At 37.2% G+C, this 19,767-nt stretch carries 22 protein-coding genes and 1 pseudogene; 15 read left to right on the top strand and 8 right to left on the bottom strand.

Annotation, left to right across the window (positions count from 1 at the left end; translation table 11 throughout):
• Positions 1-29: 29 nt before the first annotated feature.
• From NYE73_RS15175 to NYE73_RS15165, 3 genes are all read right to left on the bottom strand, one after another.
• Positions 30-920 carry an RsiV family protein gene (locus NYE73_RS15175; RefSeq protein ID WP_054550465.1) on the bottom strand — a complete coding sequence of 297 codons (891 nt, stop codon included), beginning with the start codon at positions 918-920 and terminating at the stop codon, positions 30-32.
• Positions 913-1,431, bottom strand: coding sequence for a sigma-70 family RNA polymerase sigma factor (locus NYE73_RS15170; RefSeq protein WP_004230723.1), 519 nt, complete (start codon positions 1,429-1,431; stop codon positions 913-915). Before NYE73_RS15170 ends, NYE73_RS15175 begins: the two co-directional genes overlap by 8 nt.
• A 153-nt stretch (positions 1,432-1,584) precedes the next feature.
• On the bottom strand, positions 1,585-2,352 hold the full coding sequence (locus NYE73_RS15165; RefSeq protein WP_066037790.1) for a sulfite exporter TauE/SafE family protein: 768 nt from the start codon (positions 2,350-2,352) through the stop codon (positions 1,585-1,587).
• Between the two features lie 215 nt (positions 2,353-2,567).
• Here NYE73_RS15165 and NYE73_RS15160 point away from each other — a divergent pair, with 215 nt between their 5' ends.
• The 6 genes from NYE73_RS15160 (at position 2,568) to NYE73_RS15135 (ending at position 7,901) form a co-directional block, all read left to right on the top strand.
• Positions 2,568-2,993, top strand: a complete 426-nt coding sequence (locus NYE73_RS15160) for a hypothetical protein (RefSeq protein ID WP_259950791.1) — start codon at positions 2,568-2,570, stop codon at positions 2,991-2,993.
• A 74-nt stretch (positions 2,994-3,067) separates the two neighbouring features.
• Positions 3,068-4,063, top strand: a complete 996-nt coding sequence (locus tag NYE73_RS15155; RefSeq protein ID WP_016994666.1) for an LLM class flavin-dependent oxidoreductase — start codon at positions 3,068-3,070, stop codon at positions 4,061-4,063.
• A gap of 710 nt (positions 4,064-4,773) precedes the next feature.
• Positions 4,774-5,163 (top strand): GntR family transcriptional regulator, encoded by a 390-nt coding sequence (locus tag NYE73_RS15150; protein WP_004230719.1) that lies wholly within the window; start codon positions 4,774-4,776, stop codon positions 5,161-5,163.
• Entirely contained in the window at positions 5,160-5,849 is a 690-nt protein-coding gene (locus tag NYE73_RS15145) for an ABC transporter ATP-binding protein (protein WP_066037788.1), read from the top strand. The genes NYE73_RS15150 and NYE73_RS15145 overlap by 4 nt, the downstream gene beginning before the upstream one ends.
• Complete coding sequence (locus tag NYE73_RS15140) at positions 5,846-6,673, top strand: hypothetical protein (protein WP_048392405.1); 828 nt, start codon at positions 5,846-5,848, stop codon at positions 6,671-6,673. Before NYE73_RS15145 ends, NYE73_RS15140 begins: the two co-directional genes overlap by 4 nt.
• Before the next feature lie 13 nt (positions 6,674-6,686).
• Positions 6,687-7,901, top strand: coding sequence for a hypothetical protein (locus NYE73_RS15135; protein WP_066037787.1), 1,215 nt, complete (start codon positions 6,687-6,689; stop codon positions 7,899-7,901).
• A 105-nt stretch (positions 7,902-8,006) separates the two neighbouring features.
• Here NYE73_RS15135 and NYE73_RS15130 read toward each other — a convergent pair.
• Positions 8,007-8,210 (bottom strand): annotated as a pseudogene (locus NYE73_RS15130) (radical SAM/CxCxxxxC motif protein YfkAB); the annotation flags it as partial.
• 222 nt (positions 8,211-8,432) lie between these two features.
• Here NYE73_RS15130 and yfkAB point away from each other — a divergent pair.
• Entirely contained in the window at positions 8,433-9,536 is a 1,104-nt protein-coding gene (gene yfkAB, locus NYE73_RS15125) for a radical SAM/CxCxxxxC motif protein YfkAB (protein ID WP_066037786.1), read from the top strand.
• Between the two features lie 282 nt (positions 9,537-9,818).
• Here yfkAB and NYE73_RS15120 read toward each other — a convergent pair whose 3' ends face one another.
• Positions 9,819-10,073, bottom strand: a complete 255-nt coding sequence (locus NYE73_RS15120; RefSeq protein ID WP_066037785.1) for a hypothetical protein — start codon at positions 10,071-10,073, stop codon at positions 9,819-9,821.
• Positions 10,074-10,087: 14 nt separating this feature from the next.
• Positions 10,088-10,885: a hypothetical protein gene (locus NYE73_RS15115; protein ID WP_340815596.1), complete on the bottom strand. Its 798-nt coding sequence runs from the start codon at positions 10,883-10,885 to the stop codon at positions 10,088-10,090.
• 109 nt (positions 10,886-10,994) lie between these two features.
• On the opposite strand from NYE73_RS15115, the gene NYE73_RS15110 reads away from it, so the two are divergent.
• From NYE73_RS15110 to NYE73_RS15075, 8 genes are all read left to right on the top strand, one after another.
• Positions 10,995-11,699, top strand: coding sequence for a YjjG family noncanonical pyrimidine nucleotidase (locus NYE73_RS15110; RefSeq protein WP_259950789.1), 705 nt, complete (start codon positions 10,995-10,997; stop codon positions 11,697-11,699).
• Positions 11,700-11,872: 173 nt separating this feature from the next.
• Positions 11,873-13,468: a nickel ABC transporter substrate-binding protein gene (gene nikA, locus NYE73_RS15105; protein ID WP_259956459.1), complete on the top strand. Its 1,596-nt coding sequence runs from the start codon at positions 11,873-11,875 to the stop codon at positions 13,466-13,468.
• A 5-nt stretch (positions 13,469-13,473) separates the two neighbouring features.
• The gene (locus NYE73_RS15100) at positions 13,474-14,415 is read left to right on the top strand and encodes an ABC transporter permease (RefSeq protein ID WP_259950787.1); all 942 of its coding nucleotides are present in this window, start codon (positions 13,474-13,476) and stop codon (positions 14,413-14,415) included.
• Positions 14,415-15,218, top strand: coding sequence for an ABC transporter permease (locus NYE73_RS15095; protein ID WP_103118352.1), 804 nt, complete (start codon positions 14,415-14,417; stop codon positions 15,216-15,218). The genes NYE73_RS15100 and NYE73_RS15095 overlap by 1 nt, the downstream gene beginning before the upstream one ends.
• Before the next feature lie 17 nt (positions 15,219-15,235).
• Entirely contained in the window at positions 15,236-16,108 is an 873-nt protein-coding gene (locus NYE73_RS15090) for an ABC transporter ATP-binding protein (RefSeq protein WP_259950786.1), read from the top strand.
• Positions 16,102-16,914: an ABC transporter ATP-binding protein gene (locus NYE73_RS15085; RefSeq protein ID WP_259950785.1), complete on the top strand. Its 813-nt coding sequence runs from the start codon at positions 16,102-16,104 to the stop codon at positions 16,912-16,914. Before NYE73_RS15090 ends, NYE73_RS15085 begins: the two co-directional genes overlap by 7 nt.
• A complete protein-coding gene (gene cntE / locus NYE73_RS15080; RefSeq protein WP_259950784.1) occupies positions 16,911-18,107 on the top strand; it encodes a staphylopine family metallophore export MFS transporter CntE in 1,197 nt (398 codons plus the stop codon). Before NYE73_RS15085 ends, cntE begins: the two co-directional genes overlap by 4 nt.
• Positions 18,108-18,189: 82 nt before the next feature.
• A complete protein-coding gene (locus tag NYE73_RS15075; protein WP_048392414.1) occupies positions 18,190-18,825 on the top strand; it encodes a 50S ribosomal protein L25/general stress protein Ctc in 636 nt (211 codons plus the stop codon).
• 48 nt (positions 18,826-18,873) lie between these two features.
• Here the strand turns inward: NYE73_RS15075 and NYE73_RS15070 are convergent, their stop codons facing one another.
• Complete coding sequence (locus NYE73_RS15070; protein WP_259950783.1) at positions 18,874-19,479, bottom strand: DUF2812 domain-containing protein; 606 nt, start codon at positions 19,477-19,479, stop codon at positions 18,874-18,876.
• The gene (locus NYE73_RS15065) at positions 19,466-19,753 is read right to left on the bottom strand and encodes a PadR family transcriptional regulator (RefSeq protein WP_259950839.1); all 288 of its coding nucleotides are present in this window, start codon (positions 19,751-19,753) and stop codon (positions 19,466-19,468) included. The genes NYE73_RS15070 and NYE73_RS15065 overlap by 14 nt, the downstream gene beginning before the upstream one ends.
• Between the last annotated feature and the right edge of the window lie 14 nt (positions 19,754-19,767).

Here is a 19,767-nt window from a genome sequence, read left to right as displayed (position 1 = left end):
ATACCTCGTCATAGGAAAAGTAAGCTAAATTAATGAATATATTTTGTGCTTACAAGATCTTCTTTTAAGACATCTGTTGGGATTTCAAACTCTACAACGCCCATATAGCCAGGTGCCACTTCATATTTATCAAAGGAAATCACAAGCTTGCCTTTATCAGAAATGTAGAATTGCTGATCAGGTTTAATAGTTGTAAATTCCTCCATTAACTCTTCATCGGCAAGGCCAGCACCCTTTACCCAATAAACTTTATCTTGATTCGATTCAGCTATTTGTGTACGCATTTGTTCTTTAATATTTTCACTAATTGTTTCAATATAGTGTTGATCTTTAAAGAGCATTGGTAAGGTAATTAAAATTTCGTTTTCTTTATCGATCGTATCGTATTCCATCACCGTTGAAGAAGAAGCAACGGTATTCACTACATAGCGGCCAATCGACAAAATTTGTTCGTTATCAGTTTTGATTTCGTAGCCACTATCAATACCTAAATGACCACCGCCATTTAATTTTAAATCGCCCACTTCTGCCATAAATTCATCGTAAAGTGTCTTACCTTCTGCACGATATTTTTCATTTAATGTATTCGCCAGATCTTGATTTTCTAAGTTTTCAATAGAAGGTACTTTAATGTTGGCATCATAATTATCTTCAGCCACTTCATATTCTGTCCAAGTCAATACTTTTATCACACTACCAACCACGGGGATTTCTGAGAGTGTGCGTGCCATTGCAGGACTTACATTTAAACCAGCTGTAAATAGCATGGCTGCAGCGGCAGATCCAAGGACCCATTGAGGTGTACGATTTTTTTTCTTTTTTCGACCTTGCTTAAGTGCTTTTTCAACCACGAAGTCTAGCTCTTTTGGAATCGGGACTTTCATATATTGTTTTTCTAACTCCTGTAATTTTTTATCCATGTGCAGTTTCTCCCTTCACATCTTCCAATTGGATTTTCAATAGTTTTAATGCTTTATAAAGACGCGATTTGGCTGTACTCAATTTAATGTCGAGGATGTTCGCCACGTCAGCGAGTTTTAAATCCTCGAAATAATGGAGAATGACAACCTCTCGATACATTTGCGGGAGTTCATCCAACGCATGCTCCAAGTCAACATTCTCATAAACATCCTCTTGAGCAGGTGTTAAATATTGTAATGTATCATCATCTGTCACTTGTAAGCGTTTATGCTTACGTAAAAAATCTATGGCTGTACGGACAACTATTTTATAAAACCAGCTTTTCATATAGGTCACATTCTCAAGTCGATCTAATGAAAGCATGGCTTTTTGGATACTGTCTTGTACAACATCTAGTGCGTCCTGTTCATTTTTTGTATAGCTATACGCGAGCAAATAAAAACGCTCTTTTTGTTCTCGAATGAATTGGACAAACACCTCTTCATGTTGAAATGCATTTCTTGTTCTCATGTCCAAAGAAGCTCCTTTTTAACATTGTCAAATTGTATACATTTACTAGACGTACGAGGAGAGGGAAAAAGTTGATACCATGAAAAAAACTTACCCCAATTGAGATAAGTTTGATCCTTCTATAGTATTGGCATACGTTAGTATAACGGCTAATCATGAAAAATAGTCATATGTATTTTTCAAGAGTAATAGAATGGTCACAACGATAAATAATTTACGTACATAGCCACTGCCGCGTTTAATGGCAAATTTTGAACCAACAATAGCTCCTGCAATTTGCGCAAGACCCATTGGTAGTCCATAGGCATAATTTATTTGTCCTAAGTATATAAACATAAGGAGGGCAGCTACATTACTGCCGAAATTTAAAAATTTGGCGTTTCCTGCTGATTGTAAAAAATCATAGCCAACTATGAGAAAAGCAAAGAGTAGAAACGAGCCTGTCCCAGGACCTAAAAAGCCATCATAAAAGCCAATAAGTGTAATCACGAAAACAAAAATAATAGAACGCTTAGGGGTTAATTGTTTAAAGGTGGTCATACTGCCCCAGTCTTTTTTAAAGATGGTATAAATGGCAACGACTGCAAGCATAATCAGCATTAATGGCTTCAGTACACTTGGGTCCATTAAGTGGACAATCCAAGCACCCAGCATAGAGCCAAAAAATACGAAAGGGAATAGCTTATAGACGGCTTTTATATCTAGTTTACCAGAGCGATAAAATGTCACTGTGCTAGTAAGGGAACCCATTGTACCTGCCAATTTATTGGTTGCTACTGCGGCAGAGGGAGGAAGACCAACGAACATAAGAGCTGGTAATGAGATAAGCCCACCTCCTCCAACCACTGAATCAATAAAGGCTGCTAAAAAACCGAAGAGGATTAAAATTAATAAAATATTTACATCTAAATCAAAAGGCACAAAAGGTCATCTCTTTTCTATCATAATAATCTGATAGTAGCGAACTGAGGATAGGCTGTAAATACTCTAGCTGCTATTTTTTAATAGAAATAAATGAAGTGATCCAATAGGAAGTGACGATAATTTCTACATAACACAAAAAAATTCTACTTGGAGTCATTATTTTGATGTATTATGTAGATAATGGTGTTTTTACGTAAAGGGGACGTGATGACATGAGTTTAGGAAATCATATACGTGTATTTCTCTGTGTTGTGTTTATGGGAGTACTTGTAGGGTATGTCTTTAATGCAAAAAAAGATATAACAGATCATGAGTATATTGATACCGTAAAGGAAGGCTATTTGGAGAATTTTTCAGATGTCACAGTTCGAAATGCGTTTAATTACGCTTTTTTTGAACCTTACTGGCGCTATTATGAAGCAAAAACTGGGGAGCAAGTTGTAGAATTGTCAGGTGATATCACGTTTCAAGATGAAAAAGGACATGCTATTCTCCAATTTGTCGTGAACGAACAAACGCAGCAATTTTCCCTAGAGGCAATGAAATTTAAAGAAGTCGTATTAAACCAGCAACAAAAACAAAAGCTTGTTGGCATGGTCTATCACACTTGGGAAAAGAAACAACTAGCTTATGAGTAAGGTTTTTTATTTTGTAAATCATCCAAACTGTATTACAGTAAAAGGGGGAGCTAGAGACAGAGAGGATGTTTTACATGAGATTAAGTATTTTAGATCAAATGCCGATTCCAAAAGGTCATTCTGCAGAAGAGGCCTTCCAACGTACAGAACAGCTGGCATTGCTAGGTGAAGAGCTTGGCTATCACCGTATGTGGCTTGCTGAACACCATAATAGCCAGTCATTAGCGAGTTCAGCTCCTGAAGTAACTGCTGCTTTTTTAGCTGCTAAAACACAGCGGCTTCGCATTGGTACGGGTGGTGTCATGATGATGCATTATTCACCCTATAAGCTAGCAGAGGTCTTTAAAACATTATCGGGGCTGGCACCCAATCGTATTGATTTTGGTGTGGGGAGAGCTCCTGGTGGTGATCATGCCGCTATCTATGCCTTGGCAGAGGGAAGACGACAACGCTTCACAGAACAGTATGATAAGCTAGAAATCATATTAAAGCTAATGAATAATCAAAAAACAGGTGAACATGTCTATGATCAAGTCGTTGCAGCTCCTGCTCATATTTCATTACCAGAGGCTTGGTTACTAGGTTCTAGTGGTCAGAGCGCAATGCAGGCTGGCCAGCTGGGAGTAGGCTATTCGTATGCACAATTTTTCACGGGCAATATGTCAAAGGATATCTTTGATGCCTATAAAGCCTATTTTACGCCTTCTTATTATATGGATAAACCACAAATCATTGTGACATATGCAGCAACAGTTGCCCCAACCCTAGAAGAAGCGGAATATTTAGCTAAACCGATTGATATTTCTCGTCTTCAATTAATGAAAGGGCAAATCATTCAAACGATGTCACCCGAAGAGGCGAAAGATTATCCATTAACTGAAATGGATAAATTGACGATTGACAATAATCGCAAGGCGAATCTTGTCGGGACACCCCAAGACATTGCTGCTTTTTTAAGCGCTGAGCAAGAACGCTATGGCTTTGATGAAGTGATGCTAAATTGCAATCAATATGAATTAGAAAGTCGTTTAAATACCTATAGATTCCTTGCAAAGGAATTAATTAGATAAGAGAAAAAGCCATATTCATCTGAATATGGCTTTTATGTATTTAGCTGAATTAGAATAACGGCTTTACAATTAGAAAAACCCGGAAATAAATTTCCGGGTCTGATTACCACTTACATTTTCTGCTCCATGACACACTGCCTCGCTTCCGCATAGGATCTTAAGATATTCCTAAGAAATCTGTACTTTAGCTTATTCAGTTTTGATGGTCCTTCTGAGTTATCGATCAATCGCACTCATCGGGTTAACCCTCCTAGTCATTGGATTTGAAGTGAAATCTTTAATAGTATAGCTCAACTTCTATTTCTTATACCTCTTGTGAACATAAAATATTTTATGTGCTAAAAAATAATTACAAGAAAACATACAGTCATTACCAGTTAACAATGAAGATAAAAACACTCGCCTGTTTGAAGAAAAGTATATTTGCATCCATGATGTATGCTACTTGTACAACTGGCTGTGATTTTAATTATTGATAGATATTTCCATAAATGTGGTTGACTTAAAATGTGTATTAAGCATATAATACATTTCAAGAAGTGTATTAACTGTTTAATACATTTTTTTATTGTCTGTGTATTAAGCACTTAATACGCTGAGGTGTTAACGAGAGAAAAAATATGTTCATGTTGATAGGTGCAACCCATCATTCTACATACTGTGTATTAAGTGTTTAATACGCGGAATTAATTTTTGAGGAGTTGAGTTATTTGACTATAAATTTTAACAATCGGGACCCGGTGTATGTCCAAGTGATTCGGCATTTGAAAGAACAAATTGCCAAGGGATTTTATGAGCCAGGTCAGGAGATTCCATCCAGAAGGGAATTAGCCAATCAGTTAAAGATTAACCCAAATACTGCGCAACGAGCTTATAAGGAAATGGAGGAACAAGGATTGATTTTTACAGAGGGGAATATGCCTAGCTGCATTACGAAAGATGAAGCAGTCCTTAAAAATGTCCGTGAGGAATTAATTATCGAAGCGGTTGACTTATTTTTAGGCTCTATTAAATCTATCGATGTGCCTTTAGCCGAAGTATTGGAACTTGTAAAGAAAAAACATGATGCCGAAAGCGGAGAAGCGGAGGAGTCGAAATGATAGAAGTAAAAAATGTTAACAAGAAATACGGCAGGAAACAGGTTTTAAAAGACATTTCTTTTACTGCAGAAAAAGGAGAGATTACTTGTTTAATAGGAATAAATGGTGTAGGTAAGACGACCATTATGAAAGCTATTATGGCGCTCACACCAATTAATAGTGGTGAAATTTTAATGGATGGAGAAAAAATCACAAAAGAAAGTTTTGAAAAAATAACCTTCATCCCAGACACAATAACGATGTTGCCACAAATGAAAATCAATGAAGCTTTTGCGTTCATGGCAGATTTTTATAAAAGCTGGAATCCTCAGAGGGCAGAAGAATTACTACAATTTTTTAAACTTGATCCGAATGAACGTATTGCTAACTTATCGAAAGGAAATACAGCAAAAGTGAATATGCTACTGGGATTGTCACTTGATGTCGATTATTTACTGATGGATGAACCATTCTCTGGCATTGATATTTTCTCTCGTGAGCAGATTGCAGAGGTGTTTACAAGCCATTTAATTGAAGAACGTGGTGTCATTATAACAACGCATGAAATTAGTGATATTGAGCATTTGATTGATAAAGCAGTCCTTATTGATGACGGTGCAGTATTGAGGGAATTTAGCGTGGAGGAAGTACGTGAAAATGAAGGGAAATCAGTGGTTGATGTGATGAGGGAGGTATATCGAGCATGAAAAACTATTTAAAACTTGTTAATTTTGAAGTAAATCGATTTTTTAAATTGTATTTGATTTTAATAGGCTTGACCATGCTCAGCCAGCTTATAGGAGCGGGAATTATCTCACAAACCTATATGAAAAATGCTAAACAGTTGATGGCAGAAAACCAGTTATCCATGAACCAGTATGTGGAGCAATACGGGACTTTTTCTTTCGATCGATTCACTGATTCAGAATGGTTTCTGCTGCCAATCTTTTTTTGTATCGCCATGTTGATGATTTATGTTTTCTTTATTTGGTATCGAGATTGGTTTGGTAAAAATACATTTATTTACAGATTATTCATGTTACCAACTGAAAGAATCGCCATTTATTTTGCGAAATTAACGACGATTATGCTTTTAGTTCTTGGCTTGATTGCTTTGCAAATCTTGCTAATTTTGATGGAAAAACAAATAGTGAATAAGATTATACCAATAGACCTCCAATCAAATTTCTCAATTTATGCTAGTTCTACTTTAAATATGTGGAGGTGGCTGTATCCGACTAGCTTTACAGAGTTTATCCTGGTATATGCACTTGGGTTACTTTTCGTGGCAGTAATATTTACCGCGATTTTAATTGAGCGAAGTTATGGTTTAAAAGGGATTTTTTACGCTATTTTTTATGGCTTACTGTCACTTGGGGTATTTTTTGCTCCAATCCTATTAGTTAATGTTTATACAAATTACTTTTACCCACTTGAAATTTTCTTAATGGTACTGGTAACGAGCATGATCGTTTTAGGCAGTGCCATTTGGATTGCGAATCATTTATTAAAATATAAAATCAGGGTCTAGAGGAGGTATAACAATGAAAAAATATTGGAAAACAATCAGTATTTGTTTCTTCATCGTGGTGTTTATCAGTTCTTACTATATCCAAAAAACAGCAATGGCTTCTAAAAATGATAGATCCTATAAAATTGAAACGATCAGCGGAAATAAGGAAGAAATCGAAAATCTTATTCTTCAAACAAGTTATCAGAGTAATGATCTTTATCATATGTTGTACATATCAAAGGATGGTTCCACGAATCCCAATAATCAGTCTTTTTTTAGAGATTTGATGGCACCGAATGAACCTATGATTCTTCGAAAATATATTGAGGAACACCGTAATTTTATGCGCGGGAAAGAATTTGATCCAAGAAAATATTATGAAGACAAATCACGTTTGATTTACACAACGTTTTTAGATGATGGTGGAAAAGAAGCTAGCAATGTCGTAACGCTTCAAATTGATATACTTGATAAAAATACAAATGACAGTTCTTCCTTTAAAATCGATATACCAGTTAAAGCAAGCTATGATTGGATTAATGTGAATGACGTTTACGTGGGAAATGGAAAAATAAATATATTAACAACCAACTATTTATCAGCCAATTATCTTATAAAAGGTAGGGAAGAGTTGCATGTCTATTCGATTGATGAGAACAAGAAGGAATTAGTAAAGGATGCCATCCTTGCAGAATTAGTGTCAGAAGAAAGAGGCACTTCCAGTATCCGTATTTTTAATGAATACAATACTACTACTCAAAACGAAAATTATTATTTATATATGGTAGAAAAATACAGTGATCGAAAAGAAGATACTGAGCTAGAAGTTATCTCTAGTCAAATATATCTCTATAATAATGCCAAGAATGAAGCAGAGGAATGGACTATGCCAGAAGAATTAAAACCCTATCGGAAGTCAATGCTGATTCATAAAGAAACGATATACATTCCTGTTTATTCAGCCAATGGACTAACATTGAATCGTTATCATATTGAAAAGAAGCAGTGGGAAGAACCCTTAACCCTTCAATATTCAAGCATTGCGAATGAGAATGATGCTCCATATTTACGTATAGCAGAGGGAAAATTTTATTTAGTATATCGTGTTTCTGATGGACAGTGGTTGTCTATCGTTGATTTACGTACAGGTGGATTGATTTATGAAGGGAAAATCATTTCCGAAGACAAAAAAAATCAAGAGGCGGATTCCTCTCTTAGGATCGAACAATTATATACGATGCATTAAAGAGCAGGCATAAGGACAACCTACAATTTATAACGCCATATGTAAAAGAAACTCCATGTTGATCAGTCTTTGTTCAACATGGAGTTTCTCTCGTTATCGATGAACTTATACACGAGCAGAGCCACTCACAAACGCGGCATCAGGATAATACATATTTTTTACAAGTACATTTGGCCCTAAGCATTTGACTGCTGGACAATGGCAGTTAAGCGATTTTGCCAAGTCGGTTGCCATCCATTTATCAAAAATCAATGGTAGTTCGTCATGTACAATATTGCCGAGGGCTGGTGTGTCACCAAAGTCGGTAATTTAACTCCTTGTAATTACAAAGTGGCGCAAGAAAAATTAATTGTATAGAAGATAAAAGAGGATACGAAGATAGAGTTGTCAGAAATAGAGCAGATGTAAACAAAATAATAAAAAAGTTATAATAAAGATTAAGTTCGATTCCGAGATAATTTATAAATAAATGCACTTTAAAAATTATTTTATCTGTGCGAAAATTATAAGCATGGAAAGGAAGTTTTTTATATGTTTACAGTACAGAAAACTCATGATGAATGGGAAAGTTACCATGACATTGATAGGTATGGGAAATTAACTTTATCAAATATTGAATTTACTACAACACATTTATGTAATATGAGATGTTCGCATTGTGCAGTTGGCTACACATTATTAACCAAAGAATTACCAGCATTACCTACAGAAGAAATTATCCACAAGTTAGATGAGGTGGAAACTTTACGTACAATGAGTTTTACAGGTGGAGAACCTTTAATGACTAAAAAGGGAATAAAGGAAAATTTGTTACCACTTTTGAAATACGCTAAGGGTAGGGGAATTAAGACGCAAATTAATTCGAATTTAACTTTGCCTATGTCTCATTACGAATTAATTGCTCCTTATCTAGATGTTATGCACATATCGCATAACTGGTGTGATGAAAAAGAATTTGTTGAAACAGGCTTCGCTATGATGGATAAGCAACCTTCAATTGAATATAGAGGCAATTTATATCGTAATATTTTCGACAATGCAAGGGAACTTTCCAAAGGAGGGATGTTTGTATCAGCAGAAACAATGTTAAATCGTAATACTGTCCCCTATATGGAGAAAATTCATAATGAAGTGGCTAACGAAATGTTATGTAAGCGACACGAAATTCATCCTATGTATGCTAGTGACTTCGCTGAAAATTTAGAAGTTATTAGTTTGGAGGAATACAGAAAAGTTGTGAATGAAATTCTTGATTATAGAAATAAAGACATATGGGTATTGTTTGGTACATTGCCATTTTACCCTTGTAGTCAAGATGAGCGAGATTTAGCGTTAATCAAGCGAATCAATAGTGAACATAATATAACAATCAGAAATGATGTTGATGGACGATCAAGAATGAATTTAAATATTTTCACTGGGGATATATCGGTTACGGATTTCTCAGATGACGGTTCGGCTTTCGGAAATATAAAAAATGAATCATTACCTCAAATTTACGAACGGTGGTTAGATTCCAATATTTCTAAATCAATTAATTGCCACTGTCCAGCAGTCAAATGTTTAGGACCAAATGTAATTGTAAAGAATATGTATTATCCTGATAAAACATTTATTAGTGGCTCAGTTAAATAATGAAATGAAGACCTCCATTGGAATAACCATTGGAGGTTTCTTAGGGATATACTATATAATTTTTCTACTCAATTTAAATTTAAAAGTTTTTCAAAACACAATTTACTTGTACCTTAATACACAAAGACAAAGGCCTACAGCCTGTTATCACAGGCTTTGTGTCTTTGTAAGACCATTCTTTTTAAACAGTCGTTTTACTCTTTATCTGAATTTGAAGTTTTGTCATAAAATGTAACAAGAAATTGTTGGCTGATCTTAGTTTACTGACATGGTGTTGATTGATTAAACAGCAGTAGTACCCCAAAATATACTGATTCCAAAAGCTACTACTACTCCAGCAAAAATCCAACCCATAGCGTACTTCCTTAGTCTAAAGTTATTTATACTCAACATTAAAAAGCAAAAAGTCATAACAACTTGTATCCAAATTGGTCTATCAAAACTCTCTTTATGCCAAATGAAAGAATAAAGAACCCCGATAACCATAATAGACAGCACTACTAACGCAATTCTATTAAATATGCTAGACTTTTGCAAACCTATAAACCTCCTTAATATGGCTTTGTATTAAAATACCAATCACCAGTACCTCTTAATTGTTCATTCATACTAAAACCTGCAACGGAAGCAATTACTCTAACGTTATCGTTTCTAATTGCATGGTATTTTGTTCCATATCCTGTATCAACTAGACCCTTAGTTCTGTACTGATCATATGTGATTTTCCCAGAAAATGTCTTAGATACTATAAGTGTGGCGAACCCTACAGCCCCAGCCCAATTTCCTATTACTGATGCAATTTGTTTTTTAGTAATTGCAGCTCCGATAATTCCTCCAATTGCAATAACACCACCAATTACTGTCACAATATCAGATACATCTGTGACCATTTTGTCGAAATTGATTTTTGCAGTTGACATATAGACAGGTGTATAATCATCTGCTTTATAAGCACTAAATATAGGTTGGGAATCATCATTGACTTTAGTAGGGTCAACAAACTCTTCAAAAGATAATTCCACTTTTTCTCCGTCCATTATAGCAAAAGAATCACCTTCATTATATTCAAATGTATGAATTTTGTTACCAGTTGTAGTAGTTAACAACATTTTATCACCACTATATTCAATGTTAAAATCTGTTTCACCTTCATCATAAACTAATGTGAATGTTTGGCCAGATTCGGTAAAATTTAAGTTCTCTATATTAGAAAACTCATTCTCATTAGAAGCTGCAAACGTATTTTGTGTACCAGCCAATGATAATGGACCAGCTAAAAGTAATGCTACGACTATGTTACCTGTAAGTATTTTTTTGTGTGGACGGATAAGCATGTGTATAAAGCGCATACATGTTCTAATATTCTGTCATAGGACATTTTACTGTTATTTTTCATAAAAAACGTTATCATGATATAGAGTAAATAGTCACAATGCATCGAAGAAAGTGGGAATGAACATGACGAAATATGAGATATTATTGTTTGACGTAGATGATACATTACTAGATTTTGATTTAGCTGAAAATGCAGCACTTGACCGCATGTTCAGAGAGGAAAAGATAGCCACTACGCCCGAGATGATAGCGCGCTACAAAGAAATTAATGAATCGATGTGGCGAGCTTTTGAGCGTGGGGAAGTGACAAAAAATACACTACATAATACAAGATTTGCGGTTGCTTTAAAGGAATTTGGGATGGAGGTCGATGGCGCCTACTTTGAATCGCTATTCCAAAAATACTTACAGGAAGCACATCATTATGTAGAGGGAGCTTATGAAGTCATCGCTCAACTAGCCAATCACTATCATTTGTATGTCGTCTCAAATGGCGTAACGTTGACACAGAATAAACGACTAGTGGATGCCGATTTAGCACAATATTTTAAAGGCATCTTTATCTCCGAGCAAACGGGCTATCAAAAACCAATGCCTGCCTTTTTTGATTATGTATTTGAGCGGATTGAGCATTTTGATAAAGCTAAAACGCTTATAATCGGCGATTCTTTGACATCAGACATTAAAGGCGGATTGCTGTCAGGCATTGATACATGTTGGTTTAACATCCGCAATGTTGAAAATACGAGTGATATTGAACCACATTATGAAATTAAAAAATTGCATGAGTTACATGAGCTATTGCATACAAAAATAGCACTATATTAAGACAGAAGGCACTTCCTTTGTTCCGTGGACAGAGGAGGTGTTTTTTTATGTCTTTAAGATTTATTTTTGAATATCTACTTTACAAAAAGTCATGAATCATTTAAAATTCGATTTTGAATGATAATAGTAATCATTACTATTTAAGTGAAGGGGAAAGTATATTGAAAAAAATAATGAGTTTACTAGTTCTATTGATTGTGAGTGGAAGTATGCTTGTGGCCTGCGGAAATTCAGATGACAAGACAAAAAAAGACAAGGCAAAAGGTGAAAATAAACATGTTTTAACCATTTCTTGGCCAAAGGATATTGGAGAAGTAAATCCACACCTGTATGCACCAAATGAAATGTTTGCTCAGGCAATGTTATACGATCCGCTTGTACGCTATGGAAATGATGGGCAAATAGAGCCAGGATTAGCAACAGCATGGGAAATGTCTCAAGACGGTAAGAGCTACATATTTACATTACGAGACAATGTCTTGTATTCAGACGGCTCTCAGCTTACGGCAGACAATGTTAAACGTAATATCGAAACTGTGGTGGAGAATATTGCACCGCATAGTTGGCTAGAAGTGGTGGCAGTCATTGATCGGGTAGAAGTCTTAGATAAGCTGAAATTACAGATTCATTTAAAAGAGCCTTACTATCCATTTTTACAGGAGTTAACGTTGATTCGTCCATTACGTATGTTAGGGGATAGTGGCTTCCCAGCAAGTGGGACAACCAAAGATGGCATTGAAAAAGCGGTTGGAACAGGTCCTTGGATTTTAACTGATTACAAGCAAGACAATTTTGCTGAGTTTTCACGTAATGAGCATTATTGGGGAGAGAAGCCTAAGCTAGAAAAAGTCATCGTCAAAATTATTCCTGATTCACAAGCACGTATGATGGCACTTGAAAAAGGAGATATTGATTTAATTTTCGGAAGTGGTCAATTAGCACCTGAGGAACTCCGAGCTTTGGAGAAAAATCCCCAATATCAAACGCTAATTTCTGAACCTTCCTCTACTAGAATACTATCTTTCAATTCAGACTATGGCGTGACGCAAGATAAAGATGTCAGACTTGCTTTGCAGTATGCTTTTGATCGACAAACAATTATTGAACATGTATTAAATGGCATTGAACAAGAGGCCAAGTCTTTATTTGCTCCAGGATTTCCGTATAGTGATATTCCATTTGAGTCTTACAGCTATGATTTAGAAAAAGCCCAGCAACTATTGGATAAAGCAGGCTGGATCTTTGAAGAAGGGGCTCCGTTTCGATCCAAAGACGGTCAAGCACTGACCATCACAATTCCATATAACAGTAATGACCAAGTGCATAAATCTATATTTGAATATTTACAGGGAGCATGGCGTGAATTAGGCGTAGATGTCAAATTGATTGGAGAAGAAGATCAACTTTTCCGAACGCGAAGTAAAACAGGTGAGTTCAATGTCATTATGAATAATACGTGGGGGGCACCTTATGATCCCCATATGTATTTACGAATGATGACGGGGGAAAAGCAAATTGGCCATTATGCGTTAAAAGGCACAGCACATTCAGAACAATTAGCAGCAAATATTGCGAAAGTGATTCGCTCAACTGATGAATCAGAGAGACAGAGCCTGTATGAAGCCATTTTACAAACCATTCATGAAGAGGCGATTTTCATGCCATTATCTTATCGGACAAATTATTTGGTGGCCAATCAACGTCTAGCCAATTTATCGTTTTCTATGCAGCAATTTGAAGTGCCACTCAATCAATATGAGGTGAAATAATCAAGATGTTTGCATTCTTTGTTAAACGACTAGTGAGTATGTTACTGGCATTGTTTGGTATTACCATCATCGCCTTTGGATTAATTCGCTTTATTCCTGTTGATCCTGTTGAAGCTTATTTTACAATCAATCAAATTCCTGCTACTGAAGAGGCCATGACAAGTATGCGTGAAGAAATGGGGCTAGATCAACCTTTGTGGATGCAATATATTGCTTGGCTCAGCCATGCATTGCAATTAGATTTTGGAACATCCTTTGTATCGAAAAAGGCCGTGGCAACAGAACTATTTCAACGCTTTGAGACAACATTATTTTTAGCCGTAACAGCATTGGTCATAATTATTGTCATTAGCTTTTCTATTGGCATTTGGTCTGCAAGAAAAAACGGTGGATGGCTCGATTGGTTTACACGTACAGCTATCTTTACAATTGCCTCTATGCCAAGTTTTTGGCTGGCCTTTCTCTTCATTTATACAGTGGCCTTGAAATGGGGCGTACTACCTCTCATGGGGTGGGGAAGTTTTGCTCATGTCATTTTACCATCGATAACACTGGCTTTAGGATTTATCCCTTATTACATTAGGCTCATCCGCTCAAGCATGAGAGAAGAAATGAAGAAACCGCATGTTCTATTTGCCCGTGCAAGAGGTGTAAAAGAAACGGTTATTTTGCGTACACATATTTTCAAAAGCATTTTACCACAACTTATCACATCCCTTGCCATGACCTGTGGAGGCCTATTAGGGGGTGCAGCAATTATTGAGAATGTTTTTGCCATTTCTGGCGTGGGACACTTTATTGTGGAGGCCATGTTAGCAAGAGACTACGCTGTACTACAAGCTTTTATCGTCATCATTGGGGGATTGTATATCACAATCAATTTTATAGCAGATATACTATGTGCGGTTGTTGATCCACGTGTCAGGCTGAAAGGAGGCGCTCTATAGTGAAAAAAAATTTGCCACTCATCATCAGTAGCTTGCTCGTACTCATGCTGGTGGTAATGGCTCTATTTGCTCCTTGGTTAGCGCCTCATGATCCTTATACAACAGATATAGCCAATAAATTACAGGGATTTTCTATGCATTACCCCTTAGGTACAGATCACCTAGGGCGCTGTGTGCTCTCCCGTTTATTATTTGGTACGCGCACCTCTCTGCTACTAGCCTCTGGCGTACTATTCATTACCTTAATCATTAGCATCATCGTAGGGTGTCTGGCAGGGTACATCGGTGGGCTGGTTGATCTAGTATTAATGCGTATTTGTGATGTTCTGCTCTCCATTCCTGATTTTATTTTTGCCCTGGTCATTGTAGGTGCGTTAGGTGGTGGCGTTAAAAATATGTTTGTGGCAATTTGTTTTGTGTCGTGGGTAGGTTTTGCGCGTATTATTCGCAATATGGTGCGTTCTTTAAAAGAAAGCACTTATGTACAATATGCACGGCTGACAGGTGTACCGAAACGAAAAATTATAAGGAGGCATATATTGCCGTTTGTCTTTCCACAAATATTTTTGTTAAAACTAATCGGGCTTGGCTCCACAATACTTTTAATTTCGGAGCTGTCGTTTTTAGGGCTAGGTGTTACGGCACCGATGGCAGAATGGGGCATGATGATTAATGATAGTAAAACCTATTTAATGAGTGAACCAACGCTTATGTTTATACCAGGTATCATGATCTCATTAACCGTTCTTATTTTTAATTGGTTTGGGGATGCCCTTCGTACGGCTATGGACGCCAAAGTATAAGAAGAAGAGGTGACAATATGTTAGAGATAAGGGATTTGTCAATTACGCTTCAAACAGCACAGGGACCTAAAAAAGTTGTGCAGCATGTTGATTTCCAGATTCCAACTGGTACAACGCTTGGTATTGTCGGGGAAAGCGGTAGCGGTAAAACGATGCTATGTTATGCCATCTTGCAACTGTTTCGGGAGTCTCGAAACTATGAGGGAGACATTTTATTGGAAGGGCGTTCCTTAATGGAAATGGATGAACAGCAGTTGCGAGGCCTTCGGGGCAATGACGTGGCATGTATATTGCAGAATCCTCTGGCTATGTTTAATCCTATTATAACAATAGGAGAGCATATGATTGAAACAGTACAGGCACACCGATCGCTCAGTAAAAAACAAGCATTGCACATAGCAACTGAGCAACTTGCTTTTTTTCAATTGACCGATTCAAGACTGTTAAAAAAATATCCTCACGAGTTAAGCGGTGGCATGCTTCAACGTGTCATGATTGCCATGGCTATGAGTCTTCGTCCAAAGCTTTTGCTTGCAGATGAGCCAACAACAGCCCTTGATACGATGACACAGCTCAAGGTTTTAGAGGAATTGTCTCATTGTCAGCAACAATATCAGACAACGATGCTGATTGTGTCACATGATCTTGGCGTCATCGCCCGAATGGCAGATCAAATTGTTGTTATGCGAAGGGGGAAAATTATGGAATATGGTCCAGCCGAACGGATATTACAAAACCCTGTTCATTCCTATACCAAAGCATTAGTCGCAGCGAAAAGGAAGGATGATCAACTTGAAAAACTTGTGGATAGCTGGTCAGGTGATACAAACGGAATTCTATATGAACTAGACACGAACTATTGGGTAAGACAGGAGGAAATCCGATGTTAGAAATCCAACAAGTATCTAAAACCTATCGAAAAAAGAGATTGTTTGGGGAACATGAAACAATAGAAGCTGTGAAAAATATGTCATTCACCTTGAAGCAAGGGGTTTGCTTAGCCATTGTCGGGGAGAGTGGTAGTGGCAAAACCACACTAGGAAAGCTGATAATAGGTATGGAAAAGCCAGATAGCGGAATCATAAAATTCGATCATATAAACCTAGCAACGACATGCAAAGAAGAGAAGAAGCAATTACAAAAAAATATTCAAATCGTTTTTCAAGATTGCCATAGTGCTGTTAATCCGAAAATGAAGATTCGAGACATCATTGCAGAGCCAATGAATTGTCATTTACAGTTGACGAAACAACAGCAGCTAGAAAAAATAAAGGAGCTTTTAGTACAGGTGGGACTATCTGAGAGAGATGCTCAAAAATACCCTCATCAATTAAGTGGTGGTCAGTTACAGCGAGTGACCATCGCAAGGGCGATAGCAACAGACCCTAAGCTCATTATCTTGGATGAATCCATTAATAGTTTAGATATATTGGTACAAATCAGTATCCTAAAACTTCTGAAACAATTGCAACAGGAGAGAGGCTTCAGTTATTTATTTATTACTCACGATTTACACGCAGTTAGTTTGTTTGCAGATGAAGTAGCTGTTGTAGACCAGGGTGAAGTGGTGGAATTTCTTCATGATGTGTCTCAAATTCCATGTATGACCCATCCGATAAGCCAACGCTTATTAGCCTCTAGATTACCTATAAATCGTCAAGAAATTTCTTCGTTGCAAGGGGAGCAAGTCTCATGAAACTTCAGCCTTTATCCCTTCGCATGATGCAATTATATGGACTTGCGGTTATTTTTTTTACCGCCAATGCCGTGTTGACAGTTATTTTTCCATTAGAAGCAGCGGATGGGGGGTACTTGGAGGGGGAAATTGGAGTCATGATGGCCATGTATATGCTTGTTTGTATGCTATTAAGACCTTTTGCTGGCCAAATGGTCGCCAAGCATAGTCCTTATACGATTATGCAATGGCTGTTAGTAGGCCATGCACTTGCACTGCTTATCTATGTAATATTTGGTATTGATAGTGTCTTTTTAGTACGAGTCCTACAGGGTATCATCACCGCTTTCTTTTCTATGGCGATGCAGCTAGGTATTACAGTTGTCTTACACGACCATGATCGGGGGCAAGGCATGTCGATGTATTCCTTATCCAGTGTTGTACCTGGTTTATATGGACCTGCAGTAGCGCTACTCTTGTGGACGCAATTGGATAGTCAGGATTTATTAATCTTTATGGTTATGTTGGCTCTTCTGCCACTACTGTTTTTTATTGGCTCCCCTTTACCAAAAGCAAAGGAAGACACAGAAGTTGTGACAACAAGAGAGCTGTTAGCCGCTATGAAGGGGGTAAAACAACACAAGGGGCTAGTCATATCAGCAATCGTTATGGTTCTTGGTGCTGCTATTTTTGGCGCCATCACCACCTTTTTACCATTGTTTATGCTGACCGAGGGGGTGGGGAATCCAGCTATTTATTTAACGTTACAGGCATTGGTCGTGGTGGGTAGTCGCTTTGTATTGCGACGCTCTATTCCTTCAGATGGACAATGGCATCCGAAATTTATTGCATGTGTGCTTTTCAGCTCCATATTGGGCACAACGTTGCTTGCTGTTTTACCTGAAATAGGATCTTTTGTCTATATTTCCGCTGTTTTCAATGGCCTTGCCTCAGCGATGCTATATCCGACAATTACTACATATATGTCGTTTGTTGTACCACAAGAATCGAGAAATGTTTTGCTAGGTTTATTTTTAGCTACCTATGATTTAGGCTTTGGGTTGGGTGGGTTTTTGATGGGCTTTATTGTGCAATTTACATCCTATATGGTCATGTTTATGGTTTGTACGGTTTTAGCGATTATCGCACTCTGTGTTGTATTGCGTAACGGTAATCCCGAGAGGCAAATTACCACTACCATACTGACCAAATAATCGCGTGCTTGCTATGTATAAAATACAATAGAAAAGGCAAAACCTTTTATGAGACTAGTTTCCATGAAAGGGGAAATATTCGATGAATATGGTTTTAACTGCCAGTAAACGTCAAAAGGGACAACAATCTTCTTTAACACAGCTTCGACAAAATGGGGGCATTCCAGGTGTAGTTTACGGCTTTCAAATGGAATCAACGGCAATTATGTTAGATGCGAGAGCCTTTGCAAAAATGTTAGCTACACACGGTACGAAAAGTGTTTTCCAATTAGATGTTGAAGGAAAACGCATTAATGCAGTTTTAACAGAGGTACAACGTTGTGCATTAAAAGGGAATGTTAAGCATGTGGATTTTAAATCCATCAATATGTCAGAGGAGCTAGAAGTGGATATTCCAGTGACTGTAATTGGGGATGCAGTTGGAGTTGCTGATGGCGGATTCCTGCTCCAGCCTAATCGTGAAGTGCGTATTAAAGTGAAGCCAACTGACATTCCAGAAACCATTGAAATAGATGTTACAAATGTTGCAATTGGGACTTCTCTATACGTCGGAGATATTCGTCAACAGTTCTCGTTTGAAATTTTACAAGAGGATGACTACACACTTGTGACGATTACACCACCGGCTGCTGAAAACGTACAGGAAGATGATACAGTGGACGATACACCAGAAGTGATGGAAGCAACAGGACAAAATACTGCTGAACCAGAAGCATAAAGGAAAGAGGAGCCTCCTTACACTACGTAAGGGGCTCCTTATTATTTGCTATAAAAATTGCTGTATGGATTTACGATAACGATAATAGAGTGTGATGTAAATACTACAAGTTGCTAAAAATAGCCATGGTGGAAGAAAGCGCATGATGGCAAAGGGTGTTTCAAATAAAAAAGCAAAAAGGAAGGCAGAACCTTCTTTATCCCATAAACCTGGGGTATAATATGCGCTTTTTATACTGAAAAAGGGAGCGACGTTATCGTTGCCATTAAAAATCATTAAGAAGATAAGTGAGAGTATTGCCCAATTGCTTGCATGTTTCATTAAACGTTTATATTTCGCAATGTGGGAATCATGATCTGAAAATAATTCATCATTACCATCTTTACTTTTTGTCCAATAAAAAGTGCCATCATATGATTTTTCTTTTACTATACGCCAGCCAAAATCTTCATGTAATTGCTTATAGGTTGCTTTCTTTTCTTTCCGAAGCTCCTGCTGACAATCAATCCGAATAACTTGTTCAAGATTTTCAGTAGGCTGAAATGTATAAATACCTGCTGAGTTTATGTGAGAGCATAGCCAACCCTTGGCTAACATTTCGTTTAACCAACGCTCTTCCTTTTCGATATCAAAAAAGATTTTAAACTTTATCATGTTCGCCAGCTCCCTCGTATAAAGATAAAATGCGCTGCAATCTTTGTTGCTCTGCCGCTAATATTTCTAGACCCTCTTCTGTGGTTTGATAAACCTTGCGTCTTGTATCCTGGGTCTCAACAGGCGTGATCCAATGATATTTTAATAAATTTTCAATGGCTCCATACATAGTGCCAGCAGCAATCCTTACACTACCTGCGCTCATTTCCTCGATTTTTTGCATCATGGCATAGCCATGTAGCGGTTCACGTAAGGCAAGTAGAATATAATGCATGGTTTCGGATAAAG

Origin of the sequence: Lysinibacillus sp. FSL K6-0102 (genome assembly GCF_038003545.1) — a bacterium.
Classification (GTDB): Bacteria; Bacillota; Bacilli; order Bacillales_A; family Planococcaceae; genus Lysinibacillus; species Lysinibacillus capsici.
Note: the sequence above shows the minus strand (reverse complement) of the source record. Positions and strands in the feature narration are given on the sequence as shown.